22 protein-coding genes and 1 tRNA gene are annotated in these 22,655 nt (G+C 70.3%); 10 read left to right on the forward strand and 13 right to left on the reverse strand.

Annotation, left to right across the window (positions count from 1 at the left end; genetic code table 11):
• Window positions 1–381: 381 nt before the first annotated feature.
• The gene (locus Dfulv_RS06155) at window positions 382–3,054 is read left to right on the forward strand and encodes a putative bifunctional diguanylate cyclase/phosphodiesterase (protein ID WP_259861647.1); all 2,673 of its coding nucleotides are present in this window, start codon (window positions 382–384) and stop codon (window positions 3,052–3,054) included.
• Here the strand turns inward: Dfulv_RS06155 and Dfulv_RS06160 are convergent.
• From Dfulv_RS06160 to Dfulv_RS06170, 3 genes are all read right to left on the reverse strand, one after another.
• Window positions 3,045–3,233 carry a hypothetical protein gene (locus Dfulv_RS06160; protein WP_259861648.1) on the reverse strand — a complete coding sequence of 63 codons (189 nt, stop codon included), beginning with the start codon at window positions 3,231–3,233 and terminating at the stop codon, window positions 3,045–3,047. The two genes, Dfulv_RS06155 and Dfulv_RS06160, sit on opposite strands and share 10 nt — an antisense overlap.
• A 626-nt stretch (window positions 3,234–3,859) precedes the next feature.
• Window positions 3,860–4,003 carry a hypothetical protein gene (locus Dfulv_RS06165; RefSeq protein ID WP_259861649.1) on the reverse strand — a complete coding sequence of 48 codons (144 nt, stop codon included), beginning with the start codon at window positions 4,001–4,003 and terminating at the stop codon, window positions 3,860–3,862.
• A gap of 677 nt (window positions 4,004–4,680) precedes the next feature.
• On the reverse strand, window positions 4,681–5,322 hold the full coding sequence (locus tag Dfulv_RS06170) for a hypothetical protein (RefSeq protein ID WP_259861650.1): 642 nt from the start codon (window positions 5,320–5,322) through the stop codon (window positions 4,681–4,683).
• Window positions 5,323–5,422: 100 nt separating this feature from the next.
• Here Dfulv_RS06170 and Dfulv_RS06175 point away from each other — a divergent pair, with 100 nt between their 5' ends.
• Entirely contained in the window at window positions 5,423–6,484 is a 1,062-nt protein-coding gene (locus Dfulv_RS06175; RefSeq protein WP_259861651.1) for an LLM class flavin-dependent oxidoreductase, read from the forward strand.
• On the opposite strand, the gene Dfulv_RS06180 is transcribed toward Dfulv_RS06175, so the two are convergent.
• Window positions 6,453–7,166 carry a M50 family metallopeptidase gene (locus tag Dfulv_RS06180; RefSeq protein WP_259861652.1) on the reverse strand — a complete coding sequence of 238 codons (714 nt, stop codon included), beginning with the start codon at window positions 7,164–7,166 and terminating at the stop codon, window positions 6,453–6,455. The genes Dfulv_RS06175 and Dfulv_RS06180 overlap by 32 nt on opposite strands.
• A gap of 30 nt (window positions 7,167–7,196) precedes the next feature.
• Between Dfulv_RS06180 and Dfulv_RS06185 the strand changes: the two genes are divergently transcribed.
• The 3 genes from Dfulv_RS06185 (at window position 7,197) to Dfulv_RS06195 (ending at window position 9,791) form a co-directional block, all read left to right on the forward strand.
• Window positions 7,197–7,691, forward strand: a complete 495-nt coding sequence (locus Dfulv_RS06185) for a GNAT family N-acetyltransferase (protein WP_259861653.1) — start codon at window positions 7,197–7,199, stop codon at window positions 7,689–7,691.
• Window positions 7,692–7,781: 90 nt separating this feature from the next.
• Window positions 7,782–9,386: a serine/threonine-protein kinase gene (locus tag Dfulv_RS06190; protein ID WP_259861654.1), complete on the forward strand. Its 1,605-nt coding sequence runs from the start codon at window positions 7,782–7,784 to the stop codon at window positions 9,384–9,386.
• A gap of 45 nt (window positions 9,387–9,431) precedes the next feature.
• Window positions 9,432–9,791 (forward strand): DUF1801 domain-containing protein, encoded by a 360-nt coding sequence (locus Dfulv_RS06195; RefSeq protein WP_259867470.1) that lies wholly within the window; start codon window positions 9,432–9,434, stop codon window positions 9,789–9,791.
• 24 nt (window positions 9,792–9,815) lie between these two features.
• Here the strand turns inward: Dfulv_RS06195 and Dfulv_RS06200 are convergent, their stop codons facing one another.
• From Dfulv_RS06200 to Dfulv_RS06210, 3 genes are read right to left on the reverse strand one after another with little or no spacing between them, the layout of a single operon-like run.
• The gene (locus Dfulv_RS06200; RefSeq protein ID WP_319805766.1) at window positions 9,816–10,577 is read right to left on the reverse strand and encodes an FAD:protein FMN transferase; all 762 of its coding nucleotides are present in this window, start codon (window positions 10,575–10,577) and stop codon (window positions 9,816–9,818) included.
• A 2-nt stretch (window positions 10,578–10,579) separates the two neighbouring features.
• Complete coding sequence (locus Dfulv_RS06205; RefSeq protein WP_259861655.1) at window positions 10,580–11,140, reverse strand: FMN-binding protein; 561 nt, start codon at window positions 11,138–11,140, stop codon at window positions 10,580–10,582.
• 40 nt (window positions 11,141–11,180) lie between these two features.
• The gene (locus tag Dfulv_RS06210; RefSeq protein ID WP_259861656.1) at window positions 11,181–12,560 is read right to left on the reverse strand and encodes a ferredoxin reductase family protein; all 1,380 of its coding nucleotides are present in this window, start codon (window positions 12,558–12,560) and stop codon (window positions 11,181–11,183) included.
• A gap of 190 nt (window positions 12,561–12,750) precedes the next feature.
• Between Dfulv_RS06210 and Dfulv_RS06215 the strand changes: the two genes are divergently transcribed.
• Entirely contained in the window at window positions 12,751–13,281 is a 531-nt protein-coding gene (locus Dfulv_RS06215) for a hypothetical protein (RefSeq protein WP_259861657.1), read from the forward strand.
• Between the two features lie 125 nt (window positions 13,282–13,406).
• Here the strand turns inward: Dfulv_RS06215 and Dfulv_RS06220 are convergent, their stop codons facing one another.
• From Dfulv_RS06220 to Dfulv_RS06240, 5 genes are all read right to left on the reverse strand, one after another.
• A complete protein-coding gene (locus tag Dfulv_RS06220) occupies window positions 13,407–13,883 on the reverse strand; it encodes a GNAT family N-acetyltransferase (RefSeq protein WP_259861658.1) in 477 nt (158 codons plus the stop codon).
• Window positions 13,884–14,027: 144 nt separating this feature from the next.
• Window positions 14,028–14,708, reverse strand: a complete 681-nt coding sequence (locus Dfulv_RS06225) for a DsbA family oxidoreductase (protein ID WP_259861659.1) — start codon at window positions 14,706–14,708, stop codon at window positions 14,028–14,030.
• 82 nt (window positions 14,709–14,790) lie between these two features.
• Complete coding sequence (locus tag Dfulv_RS06230) at window positions 14,791–16,005, reverse strand: hypothetical protein (protein WP_259861660.1); 1,215 nt, start codon at window positions 16,003–16,005, stop codon at window positions 14,791–14,793.
• A 14-nt stretch (window positions 16,006–16,019) separates the two neighbouring features.
• Complete coding sequence (locus Dfulv_RS06235; protein WP_259861661.1) at window positions 16,020–17,543, reverse strand: alkaline phosphatase D family protein; 1,524 nt, start codon at window positions 17,541–17,543, stop codon at window positions 16,020–16,022.
• 74 nt (window positions 17,544–17,617) lie between these two features.
• Window positions 17,618–18,472 carry a hypothetical protein gene (locus Dfulv_RS06240; protein ID WP_259861663.1) on the reverse strand — a complete coding sequence of 285 codons (855 nt, stop codon included), beginning with the start codon at window positions 18,470–18,472 and terminating at the stop codon, window positions 17,618–17,620.
• Between the two features lie 166 nt (window positions 18,473–18,638).
• Between Dfulv_RS06240 and Dfulv_RS06245 the strand changes: the two genes are divergently transcribed.
• The 3 genes from Dfulv_RS06245 to Dfulv_RS06255 all read left to right on the forward strand — a co-directional run bounded on the left by Dfulv_RS06245 (window position 18,639) and on the right by Dfulv_RS06255 (window position 21,044).
• Complete coding sequence (locus Dfulv_RS06245) at window positions 18,639–19,388, forward strand: single-stranded DNA-binding protein (protein ID WP_259861664.1); 750 nt, start codon at window positions 18,639–18,641, stop codon at window positions 19,386–19,388.
• A 440-nt stretch (window positions 19,389–19,828) separates the two neighbouring features.
• A complete protein-coding gene (gene gntD / locus Dfulv_RS06250) occupies window positions 19,829–20,848 on the forward strand; it encodes a guanitoxin biosynthesis L-enduracididine beta-hydroxylase GntD (RefSeq protein ID WP_259861665.1) in 1,020 nt (339 codons plus the stop codon).
• Window positions 20,849–20,968: 120 nt separating this feature from the next.
• Window positions 20,969–21,044 (forward strand) — tRNA-Arg (locus Dfulv_RS06255).
• Window positions 21,045–21,085: 41 nt separating this feature from the next.
• Here the strand turns inward: Dfulv_RS06255 and Dfulv_RS06260 are convergent.
• A complete protein-coding gene (locus Dfulv_RS06260) occupies window positions 21,086–21,448 on the reverse strand; it encodes a tyrosine-type recombinase/integrase (protein ID WP_259861666.1) in 363 nt (120 codons plus the stop codon).
• 910 nt (window positions 21,449–22,358) lie between these two features.
• Between Dfulv_RS06260 and Dfulv_RS06265 the strand changes: the two genes are divergently transcribed.
• Window positions 22,359–22,628, forward strand: coding sequence for a hypothetical protein (locus Dfulv_RS06265; protein ID WP_259861667.1), 270 nt, complete (start codon window positions 22,359–22,361; stop codon window positions 22,626–22,628).
• The last annotated feature ends 27 nt before the right edge of the window (window positions 22,629–22,655 follow it).

Here is a 22,655-nt window from a genome sequence, read left to right on the forward strand (position 1 = left end):
GCGGGGGCGGGACGTAAATCCCGTCTTCCGTGTGGTCGTCGTCGGGACGCCGGTGATGCCGGCCCTCCGTCATTGCATCCCTTTCTCTCTGTGCTCAGGTCTCCCCGTGCTCGGGTTTCTGCTTGCTGCTCTTCCGCGGGCTCCCTGTGGCCACCGCTCGGTGCTCGCTACGCTCCGCGAAGCCCGGAAGGCGCACAGCGGCCAACCTAGCACTGGAAGATGTCGATGTGTGACCGCCTGGCTACGTATTGATCATGCTCTGCTGTGCAGTATCTGGCGACTGTGGCAAAACCGCCCATTTCTCCAGAACGCCTCAGCTCAGCCTGGTCCCGGCCGAACTCCAGGCACGTCCGTCCCGTTCCGGGCGATGGGGGAGAGGCGATGTCGGTGGATGCCCGGCCGTTGCGCTGGTCTGTCGCGCTCGCCGTGCTCAGTGTCGGCTGGCTCGTCGCGCAGTGGCCGCACGTCCTGATCCACCCGGCCATCGGCTGGCTGCCCGCCCCCGCGTCCGCGATCATCTCCGCGGTCGCGTGCTTCCGGACCGCCGCGGGCGCGCACGACCCGAAGACCGGCCGGTTCTGGCGGCACCTCGGGATCACCCTGCTGGTCCTCTTCGCCGCCGTGCTGAGCAGCGCCTACGACGCCCTGGCCGGTCCCGGCGCGCCGACGCAGCGCGCCAGTTCGCTCTCGATGCTGTTGTACGTCGCCGCCGTCCTCGTCCTGCTCTGGGGACTGCTCCGGCTGCCCATCCGCCGCCGGAGCGGCCACGACCTGCTCACGTTCGGGCTGGACATCACGATCGTCATCGCCGCCGCCGGCCTCATGACGTGGTTCGTCGCCGTCCGGGCGTCGATCGAGCTCACCCGGGCGACCGGCACGCTGTGGACCCTCTTCGGGATGTTGTTGATCGTCATGGCGGCGCTGGTCGCGATCGCCAAGGTGGCCCTCGCCGGAACCGGGGGCGTCGACCGCCGCGCGCTGTGGATCCTGGGCGGCACCCTGCTCGCCGGGGCCGTCGCCGGCGGTGCCGCGCCGCTGCTGACCGGCAAGCCGTACCTGAACGACTGCCAGTTCTCGATCCCGGTCTGCTGCGTCGGCGTCGCGTGGGCCGCGCTGACCCAGCGGCGCGCGCTGCCCCGCTCGGCGCCCGACGCCGGCAGGTCCCGGCCGTTCAGCATCCTGCCGTACGCGGCGATCGTCATAGCCGACGGCTTCGTCCTCGCCGGCATCGGCGACAACCCGGGCGACACCCGCGTCCTCGTCGGCGGCTCGGTCCTGCTCACCCTGCTCGTCGTGGCCCGCCAGCTGATCTCCTTCTACGAGAACACCCTCCTGCTGGCCCGCGTCGACGCCAGCATGTTCGAACTGCGCCGGCACGAGCGCCGGTTCCGTTCGCTGGTCCAGAACTCCTCCGACATCTTCGCCATCACCGACGAGCGCAACATCGTGACGTACGGCAGCCCGAGCCTCCTGCGGTTCACCGGACGCTCCTCGGTCGTCGGCATGACCCTGCTCGACCTCGTGCACCCCGCCGACGCGGACGAACTGCTGCGCACGTACAACGGCCTCTCCGCGCCCGGCGCCACCGTGACCGTGCAGCTGCGCCTGCGCCATCCCGACGACACGTGGCGCTGGTTCGAGGTCGTCACCACGAACCTGCTCCACGACACCAGCGTCCGCGGGGTCGTCATCAACGGCCGCGACATCACCGAGGCGCGGCGGTACCAGGACCAGCTGAGCCACCAGGCCTCGCACGACGCGCTGACCGGCCTGGCGAACCGCGCCCTGTTCGCCTCCCACACCGCCCAGGCGGTCCGCGAGGCCGTGTCGTCCCTGTCCGGCGGCGACCTGGCCCTCGCGCTGGTCGACCTCGACGACTTCAAGGCCATCAACGACCGCCTCGGCCACGCGGTCGGCGACGCGTTGCTGGTCGAGGTGAGCGAGCGGTTACGGACCTGCGTCCGGCCCGGCGACGTGGTGGCGCGGCTGGGCGGGGACGAGTTCGCCGTACTGCTCCCGGACGCGACGGCGCAGGACAGCGCCCGGATCGTCGAGGCCTTCATCGACGCCCTGTCGGCCCCGGTACGCGCGGCCGGCTACGAACTGCTGATCCAGGCGAGCATCGGCCTGGCCCGGCACACCGTCGACTGCGACGCGAGTGACCTCCTGCGCCGCGCGGACATGGCGATGTACGCGGCGAAGGAACTCGGCAAGAGCCGCTGGGTCGAGTACGGCCCGGAGTTGGACGCCCACGCGGTCGAGCACGCGCAAATCGCCGCGGAACTGTCGCAGGCACTCGACCGTGCCGAGCTGCGGGTCGTCTACCAGCCGATCGTCGGCCTGCCGGACGGCACGATCCGCGGCGTCGAGGCCCTGGTCCGCTGGCACCACCCGACCCGGGGCCCGGTCTCACCGGCGTCCTTCGTCCCGGTCGCGGAGCGGACCGGTCTGATCGTGCCGATCGGCGCATGGGTCCTGCGGCAGGCCTGCCTGCAGGCGGCAGCCTGGTCGGCACAGCTCGGTGCCGCCGCCCCCGGCAAGATCAGCGTGAACGCTTCGGCCCGCCAGCTGCTGGAGCCGACCTTCGTCGAGACGGTGGCGTCGACGCTCGAGGAGTCAGGCCTCGACCCCGCGCGGCTGACAATCGAGATCACGGAGACCGCGGTGTTCGGTGGAGGCCGGGCGCTGGACACCGTACGGTCGCTGCACAGGCTCGGCGTGAAGATCGCGCTGGACGATTTCGGCACAGGCCACTCATCATTGGGCCTCCTGCGGTCGTGTCCGGTCGACGTGTTGAAGGTGGACAAGTCCTTCGTGGACGGCGTGACCGGCACGGTGGAGCAGGAGGCGATCGCCACCTCGATCAGCGAGATCGCCCAGGCGCTCCGGCTGGAGGCGGTGGCCGAGGGCGTGGAGACCGCGGCCCAGGCGACGAGGCTGTTGGAGCTGGGATACACGCTGGCCCAGGGCTTCCATTTCGCCCGCCCGCTGCCTCCGGACGAGATCCCGCCCCTGTGCGCTGCTCCCCAGTCCCTGGAGCCAGCTCACCTGTGACAGTTCAGCAAGACGTTGGAGTATTTCGGCCCCTCTGACGGCCACAACTCTCCAAGACCAAAACCCGCCTCGGTCGGCTCGGCCGCCTCGGTCGGCTCGGCCGCCTCGGTCGGCTCGGCCGCCTCGGTCGGCTCGGCCGCCTCGGTCGGCTCGGCCGCCTCGGTCACCGCCTCGGTCACCGCCTCGGTCGGCGGCTTGGTCGGCTCGGCTCGATGAGCGCCTCGGCCGGCTCAAGTCTGCGGTTTGGTCTGCGCTCGGCCGGTTTGGTCTGAGGCTTGGCCTGTGGCTCGGTTGGCTTGGTCGGCTCGGCCAGCTTGGTCTGCGGCTTGGTCGGCTTGGTCGGCTCGGCCAGCGCCTCGGCTGGCTCCCGGTTGGCGCTTGTTTTCGGCTGGCGGCTGGCTCTCGGCCTGAAGATCGCGAACTAACCGCGATCATTGGCCAAGCAACTTGACCTTGGTCGATTTCCGTGCCCCTGGCCACGGATTTTCACCAAGGTCAACGTTGTCGACTACGGCCGAGCCCCGACACTCCGCCTTTTGAGCGCTGGGCGTCCATGATCGCGAACCTTTCGCAATCAGTTGTGGTGCCGCTGGCGGCACAAAGTCTTCGCGATCATGAGGAAGCGGCACGGACGGATGCGGAGACGATCGATGTGTCGGCCTCGGCTTCCCGTGTGCACACTGATGCGTTCTGAACCTCGGCACCAAATCCGCACGCGACGACCGTCCAGCCCGACCTTTCCGGCGTGGCATGGCCGAGCCTGGCGGAGCGCGACGGTGCCGGCGTGAGCGCGGGGGTGCCGGCGTTACGCAGGAGCGAGGCGGGTCGTGAGGGCGGCGGCGCCTGCGCCGGACAGCTGGGGGAGTGCGGCCAGGCGGCCGGCCGAGACCAGGGCGAGCGCGGCGATCGGGCCCCGGATCTCCGGGCCCGCTGCGACCGTCCACGGCACGTCGGTGGCGGTCGAGCGTGGCGGAGTCGAGCGTGGTCGAACTGGCGGAGTTGGGCGTGGCGAAGCCTGGCGCAGTTGAGCCTGGCCGAGCCTGGCCGGGCCGAGCCTGGCCGGGCCGAGCCTGGCCGGGCCGAGCCTGGCCGGGCCGAGCCTGGCCGGGCCGAGCCTGGCCGGGCCGAGCCTGGCCGGGCCGAGCCTGGCCGGGCCGAGCCTGGCCGGGCCGAGCGTGGCGGAGTCTGGCGTGGTCGAGCTGGCGGAGTTGGGCGGATTGAGCCTGGCCGGTTGAGCCTGGCTGGGTTGAGCCTGGTCGGGTTGAGCCTGGTCGGGTTGAGCCTGGTCGGGTTGAGCATGGCCGGGTTGAGCATGGCCGGGTTGAGCATGGCCGGGTTGAGCGTGGTCGAGTTGGGCGTGGTTGACGCTGCAACTCTGGCCGTCGCCGCAGGGGCAGCCGAGGGTCCGGACGTCGTCGCGCGCCCTGTTCGACACGGCGAGCCACGCGGACAAGCCCGCAGCCATGACCGCATTCCGTGCAGGCGGCCGAACGCGGCACTGCCCGTTGTTGTGAGCGCGGTGCGGGCCGGCCCGCTGAGCCGGTTTGAGGGCGGGTGCGAGAGGTGCGCGGGAGCGGGCAAGGCTGCCGGGGGAGGCGCGCCTTGCCCGCTCCCGCGAGGGGGGAGTTAAGCCGTCGCGCCCCACATGGCGGAGAAGGCGGCCGCTTCGCCGGCCAGCCAGCGTTCGACTTCCTTCGGCTTGACGGTCGGGTCGGGTCGGAGCACGTCGCCGCGGCGGATGTCGACCAGGACCGGGGTGGCGTTGGGCAGGACCAGGTCCATGTGGCGGGTCATCAGGTGCAGCGTGGCGACCGCGGCCTCGTCCTGGGGCGGGTCCTCGTCGAAGTGCAGGCGGACCGCCTCGCCGCGGCCGTCGGCATATCGCAGGCCGAAGTGCGGGTTGATCTTGACCGGAAGCGAGCCGACCATGCCGAGCGTGTCGCGGGTCGGGGTGACCTCGACCGGGGTGTCCAGCGACTCCAGGTATTTCAGCGCGCCGGGCACCACCGACTCGTAGAGCGGCTTCCAGCGGGCGTTGACCTGCTCGACGACGGCGTTGAGATAGGTGCCGCCGGTGCGGAACTGGATGTCGGCCTTGAGGGCCTTGACCAGCTGCCCGTGCGGGTTGAATCCGGAGCCCGACTCACGCTGCCGGCGCAGCCCGCCGACGAAGCTGGCCTTGCGCGGGCCGGTGCGCCCCACGTAGCGGGTGAAGCTCAGCAGCGTCGCATAGGGGACGGATCCGGGCGGGGTGGTGGGGACGGTCACGGGCGCTCTCCTCCCAGGTCAAGAGCAACTTTCGTACACACATTCTAATAGATTTTGGCCGTGATTCCCACCTACCAAGAAGGTGGGTAAAGTGGGATTCATGACTGCGTACCACTGGTTTCTGCCCACCACCGGAGACGGCGACCAGGTCGGCTCGGCCACGGTCACGGCCGGAGCAGCCGCCCACGCCCGGCAGCCCACCGTCGCCTACCTCTCGGAGGTCGCGCGTGCCGCGGAGCGAGCAGGATTCGGGTCGGCCCTGACGCCGGTCGGTGCCGGCTGTCTGGACCCCCTGGTCATGTGTACCGCGATCGCGCAGCACACGACCACGTTGAAGCTGCTCGTCGCGTTCCGCACCGGGTTCACGCTGCCGACGCTGCTCGCCCAGCAGGCCGAGGCGTTCCAGTGGATCTCCGGCGGCCGTCTGGCCCTCAACGTGGTCACGGGCGGCGATCCGGTGGAGCAGCGGGCGTATGGCGACTTCGTCGACCACGGCGGGCGCTACGCCCGCACCGAGGAGTATCTGCAGATTCTGCGAGAGGCGTGGACGGGCGAGCCCTTCGACTTCAAGGGCGACTACTACCACGTCGAGTGCGGCGGGCTGGCCAGGCCGCTCGACGACGTGCCGCCCATCTACTTCGGCGGGGCGTCACCGGCCGCCGAGGACGTCGCCGCCCGGCACGCCGACGTCTATCTCATGTGGGGCGAGCCGCCCGCCGCCGTCAAGGAGCGGATCGAGCGGGTCAAGGCCAAGGCGGCCCGTCCGCTCAGGTTCGGCCTTCGCGTCCACGTCATCGTCCGCGACGACGCCGACCAGGCCTGGGCGGAGGCCGACCGCCTGCTCAAGGGCATGGACCCCGACCGGATCGCCGCCGCGCAGGCCCGCTTCAAGCGGATGGACTCGGTCGGCCAGGCGCGCATGACCGCGCTGAACCGGGGGCGCGACCTCGTCATCGGCCCCAACCTCTGGGCCGGCATCGGGCTGGTCCGCGAGGGTGCCGGCACGGCGCTCGTGGGGGACCCGGCCGAGATCCGTGCGCGGCTCGACGAGTACAGGGCCGTCGGCGTCGACGAGTTCATCCTGTCCGGCTGGCCCCATCTCGAGGAGGCGGAGCGGGTCGGTCAGGTGGTCACAGCAAGTCCTGCACCGGTCCCAGCATGAGCCGCACGCCGAAGGCCAGCGATCCGAGGCAGACCAGCACGAAGAACGCCACGTAGACGATGGCCGGGACGCGGGTCAGCCGGGCGATCTGGTCCGCGTCCGAGTTCGGGGCCTGGCGGCGGAAGCGGGACTGCTGCAGCTCGAACACGGCCCGCACGCCGCCGAGCAGCATGAACCACGCGAAGGCGTAGGCGAACGCGCCCTGGATCTCCGCCGAGGCGAACCACGAGACGGCGAAGACGATCGCGCCCGCCGCGACGATCGAGATCACGCCGTAGACGTTTCGGATCATGATCAGCATCAGCACCAGAAGTACCAACAAGATCCAAAGCAGGATCGTGAGCCTTCCGGCGCCCAGGATCGCGGCCGCGGCGAGTCCCAGCAGGGACGGTGTGATGTAGCCGGCCAGGCCGGTGATCACCATGCCCGGGCCGGTCGGACGGCCGCGGGACAGGGTCAGCCCGGACGTGTCCGAATGCAGCCGGATGCCGGACAGCCGGCGGCCGCTCAGCACTGCGGCGAGGGCGTGGCCCCCCTCGTGTGCGATGGTCACGAAGTTGCGCATGACCTTCCAGACCGGCCGGAAGAGCACCGCGAGCAGTGCGAGCACCGCCGTCGCGATGACCACCTCGCGGCTGGGGGACGGTTGGCGGCTGAATGCGTCGTTCAACACGTCGAACACGAATGCAGAGCCTGCCACCTGACGTGTTGAATGAACAGCGTGGAGATCCGGCGCTTTGTGGACACCGACTGGCCAGGACTGTGGGACGTGTGGCACGAGACGGTCGCGGCCGGTGAGAGTTACGACAACGACCCGGACTCCACCGAGGCCGACGCGTGGGCGCATTGGCTGCTCGCCCCGCCGTTCGAGATCTGGGTGGCGGTCGAGGACGGCGAGGTGCTCGGCACGTACAAGGTCGGGCCCAACAAGGGCAAGCTCGGCGCGCATGTCGCCAACGCGAGCTTCATGGTCTCGACCCGGGCGCGCGGCCGCGGCCTCGGACGCACGCTGGGCGAGCACTGCCTCGACCGGGCTCGCGAGCTGGGCTACACGGCGATGCAGTTCAATGCCGTGGTGTCGACCAACACCGTCGCCGTGCGGCTGTGGCGCTCATTGGGGTTCATCATCGTCGGCACCATCCCCGACGGCTTCCAGAGCACGAAGCACGGGTTGGTCGACTTTCATATCATGCATCGGTACCTGTAAAGCTGTTGAACGCGCGGCGGGTAACCCTCTAGGGGCGTCTTCCCTGGTACAGGTTGTGACCTTCATCTTGCATTCTGTACCAATATTTCGATGCGTACTCCCCCCGAAGCGCGCCACCACACCGAGGATCAACTGGAAGATCAGTCCGGTGACCTCACGGGTTACCGGATCGGTGACGCATACGAGCTGATCGAGCCGATCGGCGGTGGCGGGACGGGCACCGTCTGGCGGGCCCGGTCCCTCAGCGGCGACGAGCAGGTCGCGGTCAAGCTGCTGCGTGAAGACCTGATGGCCGAGCCGAAGGCCGTCAACCGGTTCGTCCAGGAGCGGGCGATCCTCCTCATGCTGCGGCATCCGCACATCGTGCGCGTGCGCGACCTGGTGACCGTCGGGACCTCGCTCGGCCTGGTCATGGACCTCGTCGAGGGCGGGAGCCTGCGCGACCACCTGCAGGAGCGTGGCAGCCTGCCGCCGTCCGAAGCGGCCCTGCTGGTCGCCCAGGTCGCCGAGGCGCTCGCGGCGGCGCACCGGCGCGGCATCGTGCACCGCGACCTCAAGCCCGACAACATCCTGCTCGACCGGGTCGACGGCAGGCTGCACTGCCGGCTGACCGACTTCGGCATCGCCCGGATCCTCGACACCCCGAGCATGACCACGCCGGGCGCGCTCGTCGGCACGGCCAACTACGTCGCCCCCGAGACGGTCTACGGCGGGCGCCCGGCACCGGCGGCCGACGTCTACGCCCTCGGCGTCGTGCTCTTCGAGCTCACGACCGGCCGTCCCACGTATGCGGGCGGCCCCGCCTGGACGATCCTGCGCCGCCACGTCGACGAGTCGCCGCGCCCGGTCGAGGGCATGCCCGAGGCGATCTGGCACGTCATCCAGCAGTGCATGGACAAGCGCCCGGGCCGCCGCCCGTCGGCGAAGGACCTCGCCGCGATGCTGCGGCTGGTCGCGAAGCGTCTCCGCCACCTTCCGGCGATGCCGCCGCAACCCGTCGACGACGGCCCGACCACGCCATACCCCGTCGTGCCGAGACCCCGGTCGGCGCCGTCCCGTTCCCGAGGGCCATATTTGGCGGTGGTACCTCTGGTGCTCGCGATCCTCGCCGTCCCCACCTGGTTTTTCGTCGTCCAGCGGCCGGACGGCGGCACGGGCGCGACGACCCCTGGAGCCAACGCGACGGCGGCGTCGGCGACCGGCTGGAGCGGCAGCAGCATGCCGGGCGTCGGCCCCACGTCCAGGTCCAACCGCACACACGGTGTCCTGAAGCCGGACAGTACCTCCGCCGAAGCGTCCAGCCGGAGTGTGGTCACGGCCGAGGCGACGGACGCGTGGGGCCCGTGGGAGTGCGCCAACAGCGACACCCGGGACCTCGGCCACCCGGCGCTGGCCCAGCCGTGCCACGCGACCAGCGCCGACGCGGTGCGGATGATCGGCCACATGAAGGCGCTGCCCGGCATCCAGGCGGACGTGACGATGTCTGTTCTCAACGCCGACACCGGCGCCGTGGTGGACGGGCCGCGCCGGTGCGCCGGCCTGATGTTCACCGACTTCGCCCCCGAGCACGACTGCGGCCCGTTCGAGATGCGCCTGCCCCGTGGCCACCGGTACGTCGTGGTCCAGAAATGGGTCTACCTCGGCCGCGGCCTGCTTCCCGGCGGTGAGGTCCGCGGCAAGGAGTTCGCCTGGTAGGAAAGCCGCGGGTTTTTGTCGTACCCGTGTGGTGAGGTGGTGGGCATGATTGTGGCCGGCCCGCCGGGCTTCGAGGAACTGCTCGAGGAGCATTGTCCCGACATCAGCGCCCTGACCCGCCACCTGCGCGACGTCATCCTGGCCGCCCGCCCCGAGCTCGCTCAGCGCGTCTACCGCGGCTGGCACGGCCTCGGCTTCCACCACCCCGAGCGCGGCTACGTGGCCGCCGTCTTCCCCGGCACCGACGCCGTGCAGGTGGGTTTCGAGCACGGCGCCGACCTCCCCGACCCGCACGGCCTGCTCCAGGGCACCGGCAAACGCCTCCGCTACCTGCGCTTCACCCCTGGTGCCTCCGCCCCGACCGACGAGCACCTGGTCGAATACCTCGACCTGGCCATCTCGTAGCCCGCCCCCTCCGTGGCGTCATGCCTACCGAGCGTCCGTGGCCACCGGCAGGGCGTCCGAGCGCAGGGCCTGGCCGTCCTCGGTCACCACGGCGCTCTCGTGGCCCTCGAGGGTGGCCAGCCAGTCGATGCCCGGCAGGCCCATGGCCAGGGCCGCCGTGGCGTAGGCGTCCGCCGTGCCGAGGTCCGGGCCGACGACCGTCACCGAGCGCAGCGCCGTCGCGGGCTTGCCGGTGAACGGGTTCAGGACGTGGGGGCCGCGCTCGTAGGTGCCCGAGGTCGCCACCGCCCGGTCGGTGATCTCCAGCACCCATGCCACCGACAGGGCCTCCCAGGGGTGGCGGATGCCGATCCGCCAGCGTTCGCGGCCGCTGGGAGCGCCGCGGACGAAGAGGTCGCCACCGGCGTTGAGGCAGTGGTTGGCGGAGCCGTCGGCGAGCAGCCGGTCGCAGGCCCGCTGGACCGCCCACCCCTTGACGTAGCCCGACGGGTCCAGTGTGCCGCCCGCGTTCACGTCGAAGTATCCGTTCGTCTCCCGCCACAGCTCGGCGCACCGGTCGAGGACCTCGCCGACGACCGGTGAGCAGTCGGAGCGGCGCAGATCGCCCCGGCCGAGACGGCTGATCTCGCTCTCCGGCTTGTACGTGCTGAAGATCGTGTCCACCACTCGGAGCCAGTCGAACACACCGTCGGCGAGCCGCTCCAACTCCGGCAACGGCAGGTCGTCGGACAGGTCGAGGCTCACCGCCATGCCCATCACGTGCTCGACGCGGACCAGGTGCGCCATGGCTACGACTGGTACGCGCGGTCGATCGCGGACTGGAGCGACAGCTTGTATCCGGAGCTGGTGTAGGTGGCGCCGGAGACGGAGTCGATGTCCGCGTTCTGTGCCGCGAGGGCCTCGGCGCGCAGCTTCGGCAGCGCACTGTTGTTGATCTGCACCGACCGGGAGTGGTCACTGGGCGAGTCGAGCACCTTGATGTCGGTGATCTTGCCGCCGGAGACGACGATCGACAGCTCGACGTTGCCGTACTCGACGTAGACGGCGTTGCCCTTGAACGTGCCGTCCTTCATCGTCGTGCGCGGCGGCTTGGGCGCGGCCGTCGTCGGCTTCGGCTGGCCGGGCGCGGTCGTCTTCCCGGTCGTCGGCGCCGTGGTCGTGCCGGTCGACGCGCCGGGCATGCCGGAGGCGACGGGCTGCGGGGCGGCGGAGGAGTCCGGGGGAGCGGAGCCGCTCGGCGTCACGCCCGGTGGCGGCTCGTTGGCGGCCGGCTTCATCGCCTGATCGGACGGGCTGCTGAAGCCCGCCTTGGCGCCGACCAGCAGGATCGTGCCCGCTGCCGTGCCCATCAGGGCGATCATCGCGCGTCGCACCGCAGTACCAACTCTCTCAGAACTCGAAGGGGTCCAGGTGGATCTGCCGGCGGGGCACCCGCAGGCGGCGCAGCACCTTGAGCGACTGTTCGACCAGGCCGTCGGGCCCGCACAGGTACACGTCGCGCTCGGTGATGTCGGGGACGAGCTCGCGCATGCCGCCCGGCGTGAACAGGCGGCGCGGGCCGGGATCACGCCGGTCGCCGACGACGAACCACAGGTCGGCGTGGCGCAGCTCGGCCAGGTGCTCCAGCTCGTGCCGCAGGTGGAGGTCGTGCACGGCGCTGGCCCGGTAGATCACCACCGCGCCCGCCGGCAGCTCCTCCAGCAGCGCGCGGATCGGGGCGATGCCGCTGCCCGCCGCGATGAGGACGGCGCGCGACTTGACCCGGCGGCTGGCGGTGAAGTCGCCCCAGGGGCCCTCGACGAAGATCCGCACGCCGGGCCGCAGCCGGCGCAACTGCTGGGTGTGGCTGCCGACGGTCTTGACGGTGAGCCGCAGCCAGCGGCCGTTGGGTGCGGCCGACAGCGAGAACGGGTGTGCCTGCCACCAGTACCCATGGGCGAGGAACCGCCAGCGGAAGAACTGCCCGGCCCGGGCGTCGAGGTCGTCCAGCCGCTGCCCGGTGATGTAGATCGACACCATGTCGGGGCCCTCGGTCACCACGTCGGCGACCTGCAGTCGGTGGCGCAGGTTGAGCCGGAGCGGCGCGACGATCCGGCCCCACACCACGGCGGCCACGGCAACCGCGTAGAAGACGATCCAGACGGTTCGGCCGAAGCCCGGTCTGAAGAGCTCCTGCCCGTTGGAGAACTGATGCGCGAAGCCCAGCAGCAGCGCGAGGTAGGCGGTCAGATGCAGGAAATACCACAACTCATACGGCAGGGCGCGGCGCAGCCCGCGGATGCTCAGCAGACCGATGCAGACGAGCATGCCGGTGGCGAGGAAGGCGGTGACCATGTCCTCGTACTCGGTCAGGATCGTGCCCAGCTCGCTGATGAACCCGACGCGGTCGGCATAGGAGTAACCGACCGTGATCAGCGCCGCGTGCGTCAGGATCATGACGAGCACGGCGCCGCCGAGCTCCCGGTGCCACAGGCCCAGGTGGCGCGCGCCGATCCACCGCTCGAGGAAGTCCACCCGGCTCATCAGGACGACCTGGATGAGCAGCAGATAACCGGCGACGAGCCCGGTCACCCGCCCGGCCGACTGGAACAGGTCGGCGGCGGTGTCGATCGAACCGGTCTCGGTCCCCAGCCACCACGGCAGCAGGGCGACGGCCAGGCCGCTCCAGAAAAGGGTGCGGAGCAGGAACCGTCCGGAGCTGTTGTGCTCCACGGGCCGCGCGGCCGGTGCCGCGAGCTGGCTGGCGGGGCGCTGCCGAGGGACGGTCATGGTCGACTCTGCATACAGAGGTGCATGTGGTTCCACTGCCATGGTGATATCAGGGCCCGCGGGCCGCCGGCCACGGGCTTAATCCGGTTTTCAACTTGCCCACAAGCTGAGGGCGGGCGGACATGGTCGCATGCCGGTCCGACAGTTTCCGTCCGGCTGTCCGGCCCGCCCGCTGGCCTAGACTGTCGCGATGCAGCGCTTGTGGCGAATTGTCCTGGTGTCGGCGGTTGTGCTCGTCGGCGCCACGGCGACCGTGCTGGGCGTCCTGTACTCCGTCGGGGTGTTCGCCGAGCAGGGCCGGTTCAAGGCTGTCCCCGGCTGCGCGGTGCTCGACGCCACGACGGTCGCGCCGGTGCTGCCGAGTGCCCAGCTCGAGGCGTCGGGGGAGAACTGCACGGCCACCGACGGTGCGACGCAGATCAACGTCGGGTTCACCGTCGTGTCCAAGCAGGGCCGGGTGGGCGGGCCGGAGCTGGCGTCGCGGTCCCTCGACGCGATCGCGGTCACCGGCGGCGGCACCGAGCGCCTGCAGGGCGTCGGTGACCAGGCGATCCGGCAGCGGACGGAGGCGATCGGCCGGCCGCAGATCATCACGATGCGGGTGAGCAACCTGATCGTGGTCGTGTCGGTGGCGAACCTGAACGGCGGCGACCTTCCGGCGGCTGTGGACGACGGTCTGGTGCAGGTCGCGAGGGCTCTGGCGGTCCGGCTGGCGGGCTAGGATTTCGCGCCTTCTGAACGAAGTCGCATTTCGGGGAAATCCGCTCCAAGGCCGCAGTTGCCCGCAGGCGCGGGGCGCGCGAGACCGGCACCGGCCGCGGTGGGGTGAAGGCCGGCAGCGACCGGCTACGGGAGCTGGCGCAGGAAGCGGCCGGCGGCGTCCGAACGGTCCCGGTAGCCCAGTGCCCGGTAGAACGCGTGGGCGCCCTCCCGGCTGCGCAGGCTGGTCACCTCGACGCTCGAGCAGCCACGCATGAGCCCGAACGTCTCGGCCGCCGCGACGAGGCTGGTGCCGATGCCCCGACCGCGTGCCGACTCCGACACGGCGAGGGCGACGATGCGCAGCCAGGCGCCGTCCTTCTCGAAGGACGGGATGATGTGCGCGGCGACGACGCCCAGCAGGCGGCCTCGCTCGTCCCAGACGAACGAGGCGCCGTCGGGGTGCTCCACCCAGCGCTGCAACCGCTCCGCGATGTTGGTCTCAGCTTGCGGGTAACCGAGCCGTTCCAGCAGCTCCGCCACCTGCTCCGTGTCGTCGGCGGCCAGGCGCCGGACCCCACGGGCGACCTGCATCCGGTAGCTGTGCAGCACGTCAGCGCTCATAGTGAGCAAGGGTAGAACCGGGTGGTCGATCTGCGCCCGCCGAAAAGCAGTCATTCACGTTCACCGGTGCACATGCGAACGTTCCTGCCTCTTGACTGTGTGTCCGCCCGGCCTATGATTCGCACCCGCATCTGCACGTGCGATTCAGATGGCGCACGAGTCGTCGTCGCACGAGCCGGCGTCGGGCGAGCCGAGCACGGTCAGCGACGACTGCTGCAGCGCCTGCTGGAAGACCTCCAGCGGCTGGGCGCCGGAGACACCGAGCCTGCGGTCGAAGACGAAGAACGGCACGCCCGTGATCCCGTACGCCCGGGCGGTCGTGATGTCCTCCTGCACCGCGTCGGCGTAGGCACCCTCGGCGAGTGCCTGCTTGGCCGCCACCTCGTCGAGCCCGACCTCGCCGGCCAGGCCGGCCAGCACCGCCTGGTCGCCGACGTCGCCACCCTCCGTGAAGTACGACCGCATCAGCCGTTCCTTCAGCTCGCCCTGCTTCCCGTGGGCCTTGGCGAAGTGCAGCAGCCGGTGTGCGTCGAGCGTGTTGGCTGTGCGGACGCGGTCGAAGTCGTACGCGAGGCCCTCCTCGGCGGCGATCCGTGTCACGTGCGCGAACATCTCCCGCACCTGCGTGGGCGACAGGCCCTTGCGCACGGCGAGGGACTCGGCGACCGGCCGCGGGTCGCCGACCGGGGTCGACGGGTCGAGCTGGAAGCTGCGCCACTCCACGGTCACCTCGCCGGTGAAGTCGGAGAGGGCCCGCTCCAGGCGCCGCTTGCCGATGTAGCACCAGGGGCAGACGATGTCCGACCACACCTCGACCTGGATCATGTGCGCGCTCCCTACTCGTTGATGCTTCAACTATAGCGCGCGATGGCCGGAGGGAGCGGTGCACCGCCCCCTCCGGTCCCGTTCACCAGTCGGAGTTGGCTCCTCCGGTACCGAGGATCACCTGGTCGAACGTGTTGCCGTCGTTGTCGTCGGTGTAGACGACGCTGAGTTCGCCCCAGTTCGACACCGCGACGGCGATCTGCTCCTGCCGGCCCGTCGTCACCTGACTCAGGATCTGTGCGGGGAGGCGGCCGGTGCCCGTACCGTCGGCGTTGAAGCCGCGGACCCAGACGTCCGGATCGGCGCCGGCGACCGACCAGCCGACGACCGAGTTCGTCTGGCCGTCGATGCCGATGACCGGGTCGGCGCCCCCGTTCGCGACGAGCGCCTCAGCGCTGCGGGCCACGGCGCCGGCCCCGAACGACCGGGTCCATACGCCGGCGGTCCCGGTGTGGTCGGACTCCCAGGCGACCGCGAAGTCGCCGTTGAAGGTCGCCGCGATCGCCGGGTGCCGCTGCTGGCCGTCGCCGAGGCTGTTCGCGGTGCGGCGGGACAGCGTGACGGCCCCGTTGGCCTTGGCGAGGCCGACCAGCCCGATGTTGTAGAAGCCGTTGCCGTCGCCGTCCTCGTCCCACACGACCAGCGCGTCGCCGGACGCCGAGACCGCCACGTCCGGCCGGTGGTGCTGGCCGGTCGTCTGGCTGGCGAAAACCTCGTACGCCTTCGTGGCCGCGGCGGTGTAGCCGGCGGCCTTGACCCTGTACGTCGTGCCCTGCACGTCCTCCCAGACGACGGTGAACGCGGGCGCCGCCGTCGACGGAGCGCCGTCCGGGTCGACCGCCACCTTCGGCAGGATCTGGTCGCCGGCGGTGTCGGCGTTGGCACGGCCCGACGCGAGCACGGAGCCGGCCGGCGAGACCACGCGGTACTGGATGTTGAACACCCCGTTGCCGTCCGCGTCCTCGGCCCAGACCACAACCGCGTTGCCCTTGTCGTCGAGGCCGACGTCGGGGCTGATGTGCTTCCAGTTGGTACCGCTGGTGCCGCCGGCCGACAGTTTCAGCTCGTACGTGGCCGTGCCGTTGGTGAACAGGCGCAGCCAGACGTCGGAGTGGTTGTTGTTCGCCGGGTCGGTGCTGTCCCGGTCGTCCTCCCACACGACGGCGACATGGCCGTTGCGGTTCGCGGCGATCGCGGGCACGTCCTGGTCGCCGGTCGCGACGCTGTTCGCGGTCGTCCACGTCATCGACGTGGCGGCGAGTGCCGCGGCGATCGCGGCGGTGGTGAAGGCAGCCATGTGCGCAGGTCCTCCTACAGCGCCTGAAGGCCGGGGCGGCCGTCGAGGATCGCGAACGACTTGAGGGTGGTGGCCGCGGCGCCGTGCTCGGTGACCGACGCGAGACCGCGGAAGTCCGCGGTGATCTGCGCGCGGGTGATCCGGGTGCGGACGTAACCCCGGCGGTTCGAGTAGAACTTGATGTGCGGGTTCGTGGCGCCGTTGGGGATCGTCGTGGTCGCCGAACCGTTGCCGCCCGAGGTGATCGAGGTGCAGACCAGCTCGGTGCCGATCGTCGCCGAGCTCTGGTTGGCGTAGTCGGCCTTGAGGTCGTTGCCCCAGCTCGCGTGCACGTCACCGGTGAGGACCAGGGGGTTGCGCACCCCGCGGTCGACGAAGCCCTGCTGGATACGGGACCTGGAGGCGCGGTAGCCGTCCCAGGCGTCCATGTTGCTCGCGCCGCCGGAGTCGTACTGGCGGGCGAAGAACACCTGCTGACCGATGATGTCCCAGTTGCTCAAGCGCTGGCCGAGCCCGTCGAGCAGCCAGTTTTCCTGCGCGGTGCCGGGCAGGCTGCGGCTGGCGAGGTCGGCGTCGGCGCAGACCTTCCAGCCGTCGCCGCAGGCCTGGTCGTTGCGGAACTGCCGGGTGTCGAGCATGTGGAACGTGGCCAGCTGGCCCCAGCGGACCCGGCGGTACAGCTGGATCGTGTTGCCGCTGTTCTTGTTGGCCGGCCGCAGTGGCATGTTCTCGTAGTACGCCTGGTAGGCCGCGGTGCGCCGGGCGGTCCACTGCGCCGTGGTCAGCGCCGGGCTGCTGTCGGCGCGCACCATGCCGGCGTAGTTGTTCTCGACCTCGTGGTCGTCCGGGACCACCAGCCAGGGCGCGACGGCGTGGGCCGCCTGGAGATCGGGGTCCGACTTGTACTGCGCGTAGCGTCGCCGGTAGTCGGCGAGCGAGACGATCTCGCTGCCGAGATGCTGCCGCACCCCGGACGAGCCCGCCCCGCCCTCGTAGATGTAGTCACCCAGGTGCAGGATCAGGTCGGGACGGTCGTCGGCCATCCGCCGGTACGCCGTGTAGTACCCCGACTCGAAGTGCGCGCACGAGGCGAACGCCATCGTGAAGTCGCGCCCGAGCGTGGTCACCGCCGGGGCGGTGCGGGTCCGGCCGACCGGCGAGATGTGGCCTTGCGCGCGGAACCGGTAGTAGTACTCGGCGTCCGGGTCGAGCCCGCCCGCCACGACGTGGACCGAGTGCGCCTCGGCGTAGCGGGCCGTCACCGTGCCCGACGCGACCAGCGAGGCGAAGGTTTCGGTGGTCGAGACCTGCCAGTCGACGGCGACGTCGGCGGTGCCCATGCCGCCCTGCCCATCGGCGTTGAGCGGGGAAGGTGCCAGGCGGGTCCAGAGGACGACGCTGTCGGCGTCCGGGTCGCCGGAGGCGACACCGAGCTTGAAGGGGTAGGGCACGGCAGCCAGAGCGCTCTTGGAGACCGCGACGGCTCCGGCGGTGGCGAGCCCACCGAGGACGAATGTGCGGCGGCTGAGCCTGTTCATGGGCTCACCCTCGGGCTCGCCCATGAACACCGTGTGTCCGCATGTTGTATAGATTGATACGAATACGTTTGGACCTATGGACGTTCGTCGACCACCCGCAGGCCGGACCGGTCGGCCTCCAGCAGCGTGGGCACCAGCTCGGACGGCTGGACCGGCGACTCCCGCACGATCCGGCCGAACGCGGCGGCGGGCGGACTGCCGGCCGCGGCCACGAGCAGGTTGTCCGGGTCGGGGATCGCGACGACGATCCGGTCGGTCTCCAGCAGCTGCATCATGCGCTGCGGGAAGTCCGGCAGGGCGACGGCGGACGAGACGAACATGCCCTCGCGGCGCAGCGCGAGCATCCCGTTGTCGAGCGCGTCCACCCGCAGGCCCCGCGTCAGGTTGCCGAACGACTCCGCCAGGCGATCGCCGAACCCGTCACGCTCCATGACGTGGCTCATGCCGATCGTGCCCCGCTCGGTCATCGCCACCATGGCCAGTGCCACGACCAGCCGGCCCGGCACGACCTCCTGGAACGGTAGCGCGTTGGCCATCGCACCGTTCGGCGCCGACAGGCTCCACAGCACCGGCAGCAGTTCGCCGTTGCTCTCGGCGTGGCGCACGTTGCGGTCGAACTCGGCGGAGGCCATCGCCCGGTGAGCCTCGGCGAGGGCGGCGTCCCAGTCCCCGGTCTCAGGGCGGGAGAAGGAGTACGTCAACCGGGCGCTCGGGAACTCGTCCTCGATGAACGCGAGGTCGGCCGCCGACGGCTCCCACTCGCTGTAGAGCTCGACGACGTCGACGCCGGTCGCGCCGTGTGACCGCTGGACCTCCCGCCAGGCCTGCCGGACGGCGTCGTCGTCACGGGTGCGGCCACGGCCGACGGCGGGGTGTTCGTCCTGCCGCAGCCGGAACGCGACCAGATTGTTCGATGGGTCCTTGTCCATCCGGGGCAGGCTACTCCGCGGGTGACCGGTTCGCTGGCCTCTGCGTGGCACGTCGCGGCGTTGTCCACAAGGGCTCCGTTGTCCACAGAAACGCCTTGCGGCCCGAGCGGCGGGTGGGTGGTATCACGCAAGCTCCCTCCGAGCCCCGAGGTGGAGGGAGACGAGGATGTTCGAGACAACGGTGACGGTGGTGGGCAACGTGCTCAATCCGCCGGACGCCCGGCGGCTGGTGGAGAGCCAGGCGCTCGTCACGCATTTTAAGGTCGCGACGACGTCGCGCCGGTTCGACAAGGTCAACGAGCGCTGGGTCGACGGGGACAGCCTGCGGGTCCGGGTGAACTGCTGGCGGCAGCTCGCCGAAAACGTGGCCCGCAGCGTCAACGTCGGCGACCCGGTCATCGTGACCGGCCGGCTCTACAGCCGCGACTGGGAGGGTGACGACCACGTCAGGCGGGTGAGCTACGAGCTGGACGCGTTCTCGGTCGGTCACGACCTCTCGCGCGGCCGGGCGAAGTTCGCCCGGGTGAAAGCCAACACGTTGACCAGCGCGGTCGACGACGAGCTTTCCGACAAGCGGATCGGCGGCGCGCCGACCGTTCCCGCGCCGGAGGTCAACGAGCTGCCGCGGCGCCGGAAGTACGACGCCGAGCTCGGCGGATTCGTCACCCTGGTGGACGAGCACGTGGTCGACCGGGATCCGTTCGCCGACGAGGTGCTCGCCGAGCTGGCAGGAGAGTTCGCCGCCGACTCGGCGTCCGTCTTCGCCGGCGCGGGGGAGCCCGACCCGGAGGAGGACGACGAGGGCGACGAGGCCGTGGAGTCGGTGGACTCGGTGGACGTGGTGGACCCGGACGAGGACTCTCCGGTGGCGTCCGGTCGCCGGAAGCGGTCGCGCCGGGTGCCGGTGCCTGCATAGTTGCGGCCCATTCGGGTAGGCGGGCCCGGGTGGAAAGCTGCCGTGGCCGGGTCGGTTCCAGCCCGTCTTCCGACGGGGTCGGCGCCGGCCCGGCCGCTTACCGGAGAACATCGACGACCGGCATCGTCTGGGGCGGCTGTCGCGGGTGACCGCTCAGGCCGACCTTGATTGGACGAATGGATCATTCCCCGACCCGTTGGGCAGGATTGCGGAATGGTTACCGATACGTCTTGATCTGGGGTTCGTCCGCTGACATTGGCGACGTCGGCTTAGACTTCGTCACGTAGAGCAGCGTTGCTCGTTGACCTCGATTGATTGACTGCTGTCGGCGGTGAGTCCTAAAGTCTGCGCGCGCGCTGTCGCACTGCAGACGGCCGATTGAGACCGAATAGTCCACGACCCGTCTGCCCATCGGGTTTGCTCTTGATCTGGAGGGCGGCATGGTCGCACCGGCCACGCTACGTATTGACGCCGACGAGCTCAAGTCCGTCGAGTGGACGATCGAGCGCCTTGCCGACGAGTTCGACACCGTCGAAAGTGAAGCATTCCTCCGCGCGGTCACCCTCGCCTCCCACGAATTGCCGGTGCGCATTCGTGCGGAGTTGCTGGACTTCAAGATGCTGGAGCCCAACGGCGCCCTGTTGATCCAGGGGCTGCCGGTCGACGACGCCGCCATCGGGCCGACCCCGTTCGGCCACGGCCAGCCCGCCGACGAGAAGGCCACCCTCTGGCACGACATCGCGTTCTTCCTGTTCGCGTCCTGCCTCGGCGACCCGATCGGCTGGGAGACCTATCAGCAGGGCCGTCTCCTGCAGCACGTCGCGCCGCGGCCGGGTCACGAGGCCGATCAGACCAGCACCGGGTCGGTCACCAAGCTGGAGTGGCACACCGAGGAGGCGTATCACCCCTTCCGGCCCGAATACCTGGGCCTGATGTGCCTGCGCAACCCCGACAACGTGGCGACGACGCTCGCCCAGATGGCCGACCTGCGGCTCAGTGCGGAAGACCTGGCCCTGTTGTGCCAAGAGCGGTTCGTCATTCGCCCCGACGAGGCGCACATCCTGCGTCGCGACGAGGTGCCGGGTCTGGCCGGCCGCATGACCAGCTTCAACCGGATCGACCGGATGAACGCGGCGCCGGAGCCGGTCGCGCTGATCTTCGGCGCGGAGGACCGGCCGTATCTTCGGGTCGACCCGTATTACATGGACATGCCCGAGCAGGACGAGTTCGCCGCCGCGTTCGCCAAGCTGTGCGCCGAGATCGAAACGCACCTGCAGGACGTGGCCCTCCAGCCCGGCGAGATCCTCTTCCTCGACAACTGGCGGACCGTCCACGGCCGCAAGGCGTTCCGCGCCCGTTACGACGGCCGTGACCGCTGGCTCAAGCGCCTCAGCCTGACCCGTGACCTGCGCAAGTCCCGCAGCATGCGGGCCTCGGTCAACGGCCGCAGCATCGGCTGATCCAGGCCGTTTCGCAGAACCCTGTTGCCGCCCGCAGCGACGCGTGTTGTCCTTGGCACAGCAAATCCGGCTCCCCGTAAGCAATTCCGCCCGGGGTGGCGGTAGCCTGTGCGACGACATGCGCTCGTAGCTCAGTGGATAGAGCAGGGGACTTCTAATCCCAAGGTCGTAGGTTCGAGTCCTACCGGGCGCACCACTGTCAGCGCCGCCAGGCGCCCATACAGCCAGCCGTATAGCCTAAGCGCCGAACAGGCGCTCAGCGGCGTCGTCCACGGCCGTCCGCTCGATCTCGGGCAGGACGTGAGCGTACGTGTTCATGGTCAACCCGATCTGGCTGTGCCCGAGGACCTTCATCACCGTCCGGGGCGAGGCGCCCGACGCTAGAAGGAACGTCGCGCAGGCGTGCCGCAGGTCGTGCAGCCGGCGCAGGCCGACGGTCAGCGCGCACACGTAGAGCGCTTCGAGCCGATGCCCCTTCAGCACCGCCAGAAGGCGTTTCGCCTCTTCCATGGTCAGCGCCCGCCGCTCCGCCTGGTGCACCAGCTCCTCCCGCTCGGCGTCGCCGAGGGCGTTGCGGATCAGTCCGTGGATGTGCCGCACCAAAGCTCCGCGCGGCGCTGGGACGGCAACGTTCGGCGTCCGAGCCGGTCAGTCTTGCTTCTTTGGGCTACCGCGATGTCCGTCGTGGTCCGGATCGTCGCTCCCGCGGCCTCGCCCTCCGCGTACAGTTGCGCTCTTTGCCTCCGGCGCGACCGTGGTCCTTGCAGTCGGAGTCTGGCAGCCACCAGCGCGATCGCCAAGCAGAGGCGTGGGGCAGACGGGGCTTGAACCCGCGACCGACGTCTTAGAAGGACGTTGCTCCCACCGCCTGATGCGTGGGCGCCCACCAGCAGTCACGCGGCAGAGCCCAGCCGCCCGCCGCCCCAGCGCGCCATGCCGCGGCGGCACCGTCCTCCTGCCGGCGCTGTCCTCCTGCCGCCATGGCCTCTTGGTCGGTGCAGCGTCTTGGCAAGCTCGGCCCCTTGCCGGCGTGGCTCTTCGGCTGGCGCTGTTTTCCGCCGACGGGATTTGTCGGCCGGCGTGATCCCTTTGGCCAGCGAGGCCCACGGGTCGGTCAGCGAGGCCCGTGGGTCGACGCGGGGTGCTCGGGCGAGCATGGGCGTTCGAGTGACATGTGCCGTCGGGCAGGTGGTCGTGGTCAGCGGGGGCCTTCGGCCGGTGCAGCCGGTGTCCGGCGCGAGTGCTCCGTGGAGGGCGCGGTCGTTCGACCGACGGTGATCTTCGGGCGGCGTGGCCCTTCGGATCTCTCGTCGGCGCGGGACGGCGGTGCCGAGCGTCCTGCCGTGCGTCGCTGCGCTGGCGTCGTGTGGGTCGGTCCGTTTTTGCGTTCGAGTGCCCGGAATGGTTCGGTGGGCGTTGGTAATGTTCCAGGTGCCTCACGGTCGTAGGGTTGAGTCGTGACCGGGCGCACCACAGTTGCCAGAACCCAGCGACCAGCCGAGGCAGATCGTTGAATGAGCGCCGGCGCGAGGACACGCGCAACGCCATCGGGGTGTTGACCCTGCTCTTCCAGTCGCCGCTGGACACCGAGACACGCAGCGAATACCTCCAGCAGATCATCGGCGACGACGACGCCGTGGTGGACATCGGCCGTGCCTTCACCGGGATGACCAACCTCGCGGCGCTCATCCTGATCGAGCACAGCAAGGCCACCGGCCGGCCCGCCACCGAAGTGTTGCAACGGATCGCGGCCGGCCTCGCCGCCGACGAGGCCTCCTGACGGCCGTGCCGTTCGCCGGGGCAGGCG

It is taken from the genome of Dactylosporangium fulvum (genome assembly GCF_025137375.1).
Lineage (GTDB): Bacteria > Actinomycetota > Actinomycetes > Mycobacteriales > Micromonosporaceae > Dactylosporangium > Dactylosporangium fulvum.

Excerpts from the sequence above, each read along its gene's own strand:
- Dfulv_RS06175 (WP_259861651.1), top strand. The coding sequence starts at position 5,423 with ATGACTGCGTACCACTGGTTTCTGCCCACCACCGGAGACGGCGACCAG.
- Dfulv_RS06210 (WP_259861656.1), bottom strand. The coding sequence starts at position 12,560 with ATGACCGTCCCTCGGCAGCGCCCCGCCAGCCAGCTCGCGGCACCGGCC.
- Dfulv_RS06240 (WP_259861663.1), bottom strand. The coding sequence starts at position 18,472 with ATGGACAAGGACCCATCGAACAATCTGGTCGCGTTCCGGCTGCGGCAG.
- Dfulv_RS06245 (WP_259861664.1), top strand. The coding sequence starts at position 18,639 with ATGTTCGAGACAACGGTGACGGTGGTGGGCAACGTGCTCAATCCGCCG.
- Dfulv_RS06155 (WP_259861647.1), top strand. The coding sequence starts at position 382 with ATGTCGGTGGATGCCCGGCCGTTGCGCTGGTCTGTCGCGCTCGCCGTG.
- Dfulv_RS06235 (WP_259861661.1), bottom strand. The coding sequence starts at position 17,543 with ATGAACAGGCTCAGCCGCCGCACATTCGTCCTCGGTGGGCTCGCCACC.
- Dfulv_RS06230 (WP_259861660.1), bottom strand. The coding sequence starts at position 16,005 with ATGGCTGCCTTCACCACCGCCGCGATCGCCGCGGCACTCGCCGCCACG.
- Dfulv_RS06190 (WP_259861654.1), top strand. The coding sequence starts at position 7,782 with ATGCGTACTCCCCCCGAAGCGCGCCACCACACCGAGGATCAACTGGAA.
- Dfulv_RS06220 (WP_259861658.1), bottom strand. The coding sequence starts at position 13,883 with ATGAGCGCTGACGTGCTGCACAGCTACCGGATGCAGGTCGCCCGTGGG.
- Dfulv_RS06205 (WP_259861655.1), bottom strand. The coding sequence starts at position 11,140 with ATGGGCACGGCAGCGGGCACGATCCTGCTGGTCGGCGCCAAGGCGGGC.
- Dfulv_RS06200 (WP_319805766.1), bottom strand. The coding sequence starts at position 10,577 with ATGGCGCACCTGGTCCGCGTCGAGCACGTGATGGGCATGGCGGTGAGC.
- gntD (WP_259861665.1), top strand. The coding sequence starts at position 19,829 with ATGGTCGCACCGGCCACGCTACGTATTGACGCCGACGAGCTCAAGTCC.
- Dfulv_RS06195 (WP_259867470.1), top strand. The coding sequence starts at position 9,432 with ATGATTGTGGCCGGCCCGCCGGGCTTCGAGGAACTGCTCGAGGAGCAT.
- Dfulv_RS06185 (WP_259861653.1), top strand. The coding sequence starts at position 7,197 with ATGAACAGCGTGGAGATCCGGCGCTTTGTGGACACCGACTGGCCAGGA.
- Dfulv_RS06215 (WP_259861657.1), top strand. The coding sequence starts at position 12,751 with ATGCAGCGCTTGTGGCGAATTGTCCTGGTGTCGGCGGTTGTGCTCGTC.
- Dfulv_RS06225 (WP_259861659.1), bottom strand. The coding sequence starts at position 14,708 with ATGATCCAGGTCGAGGTGTGGTCGGACATCGTCTGCCCCTGGTGCTAC.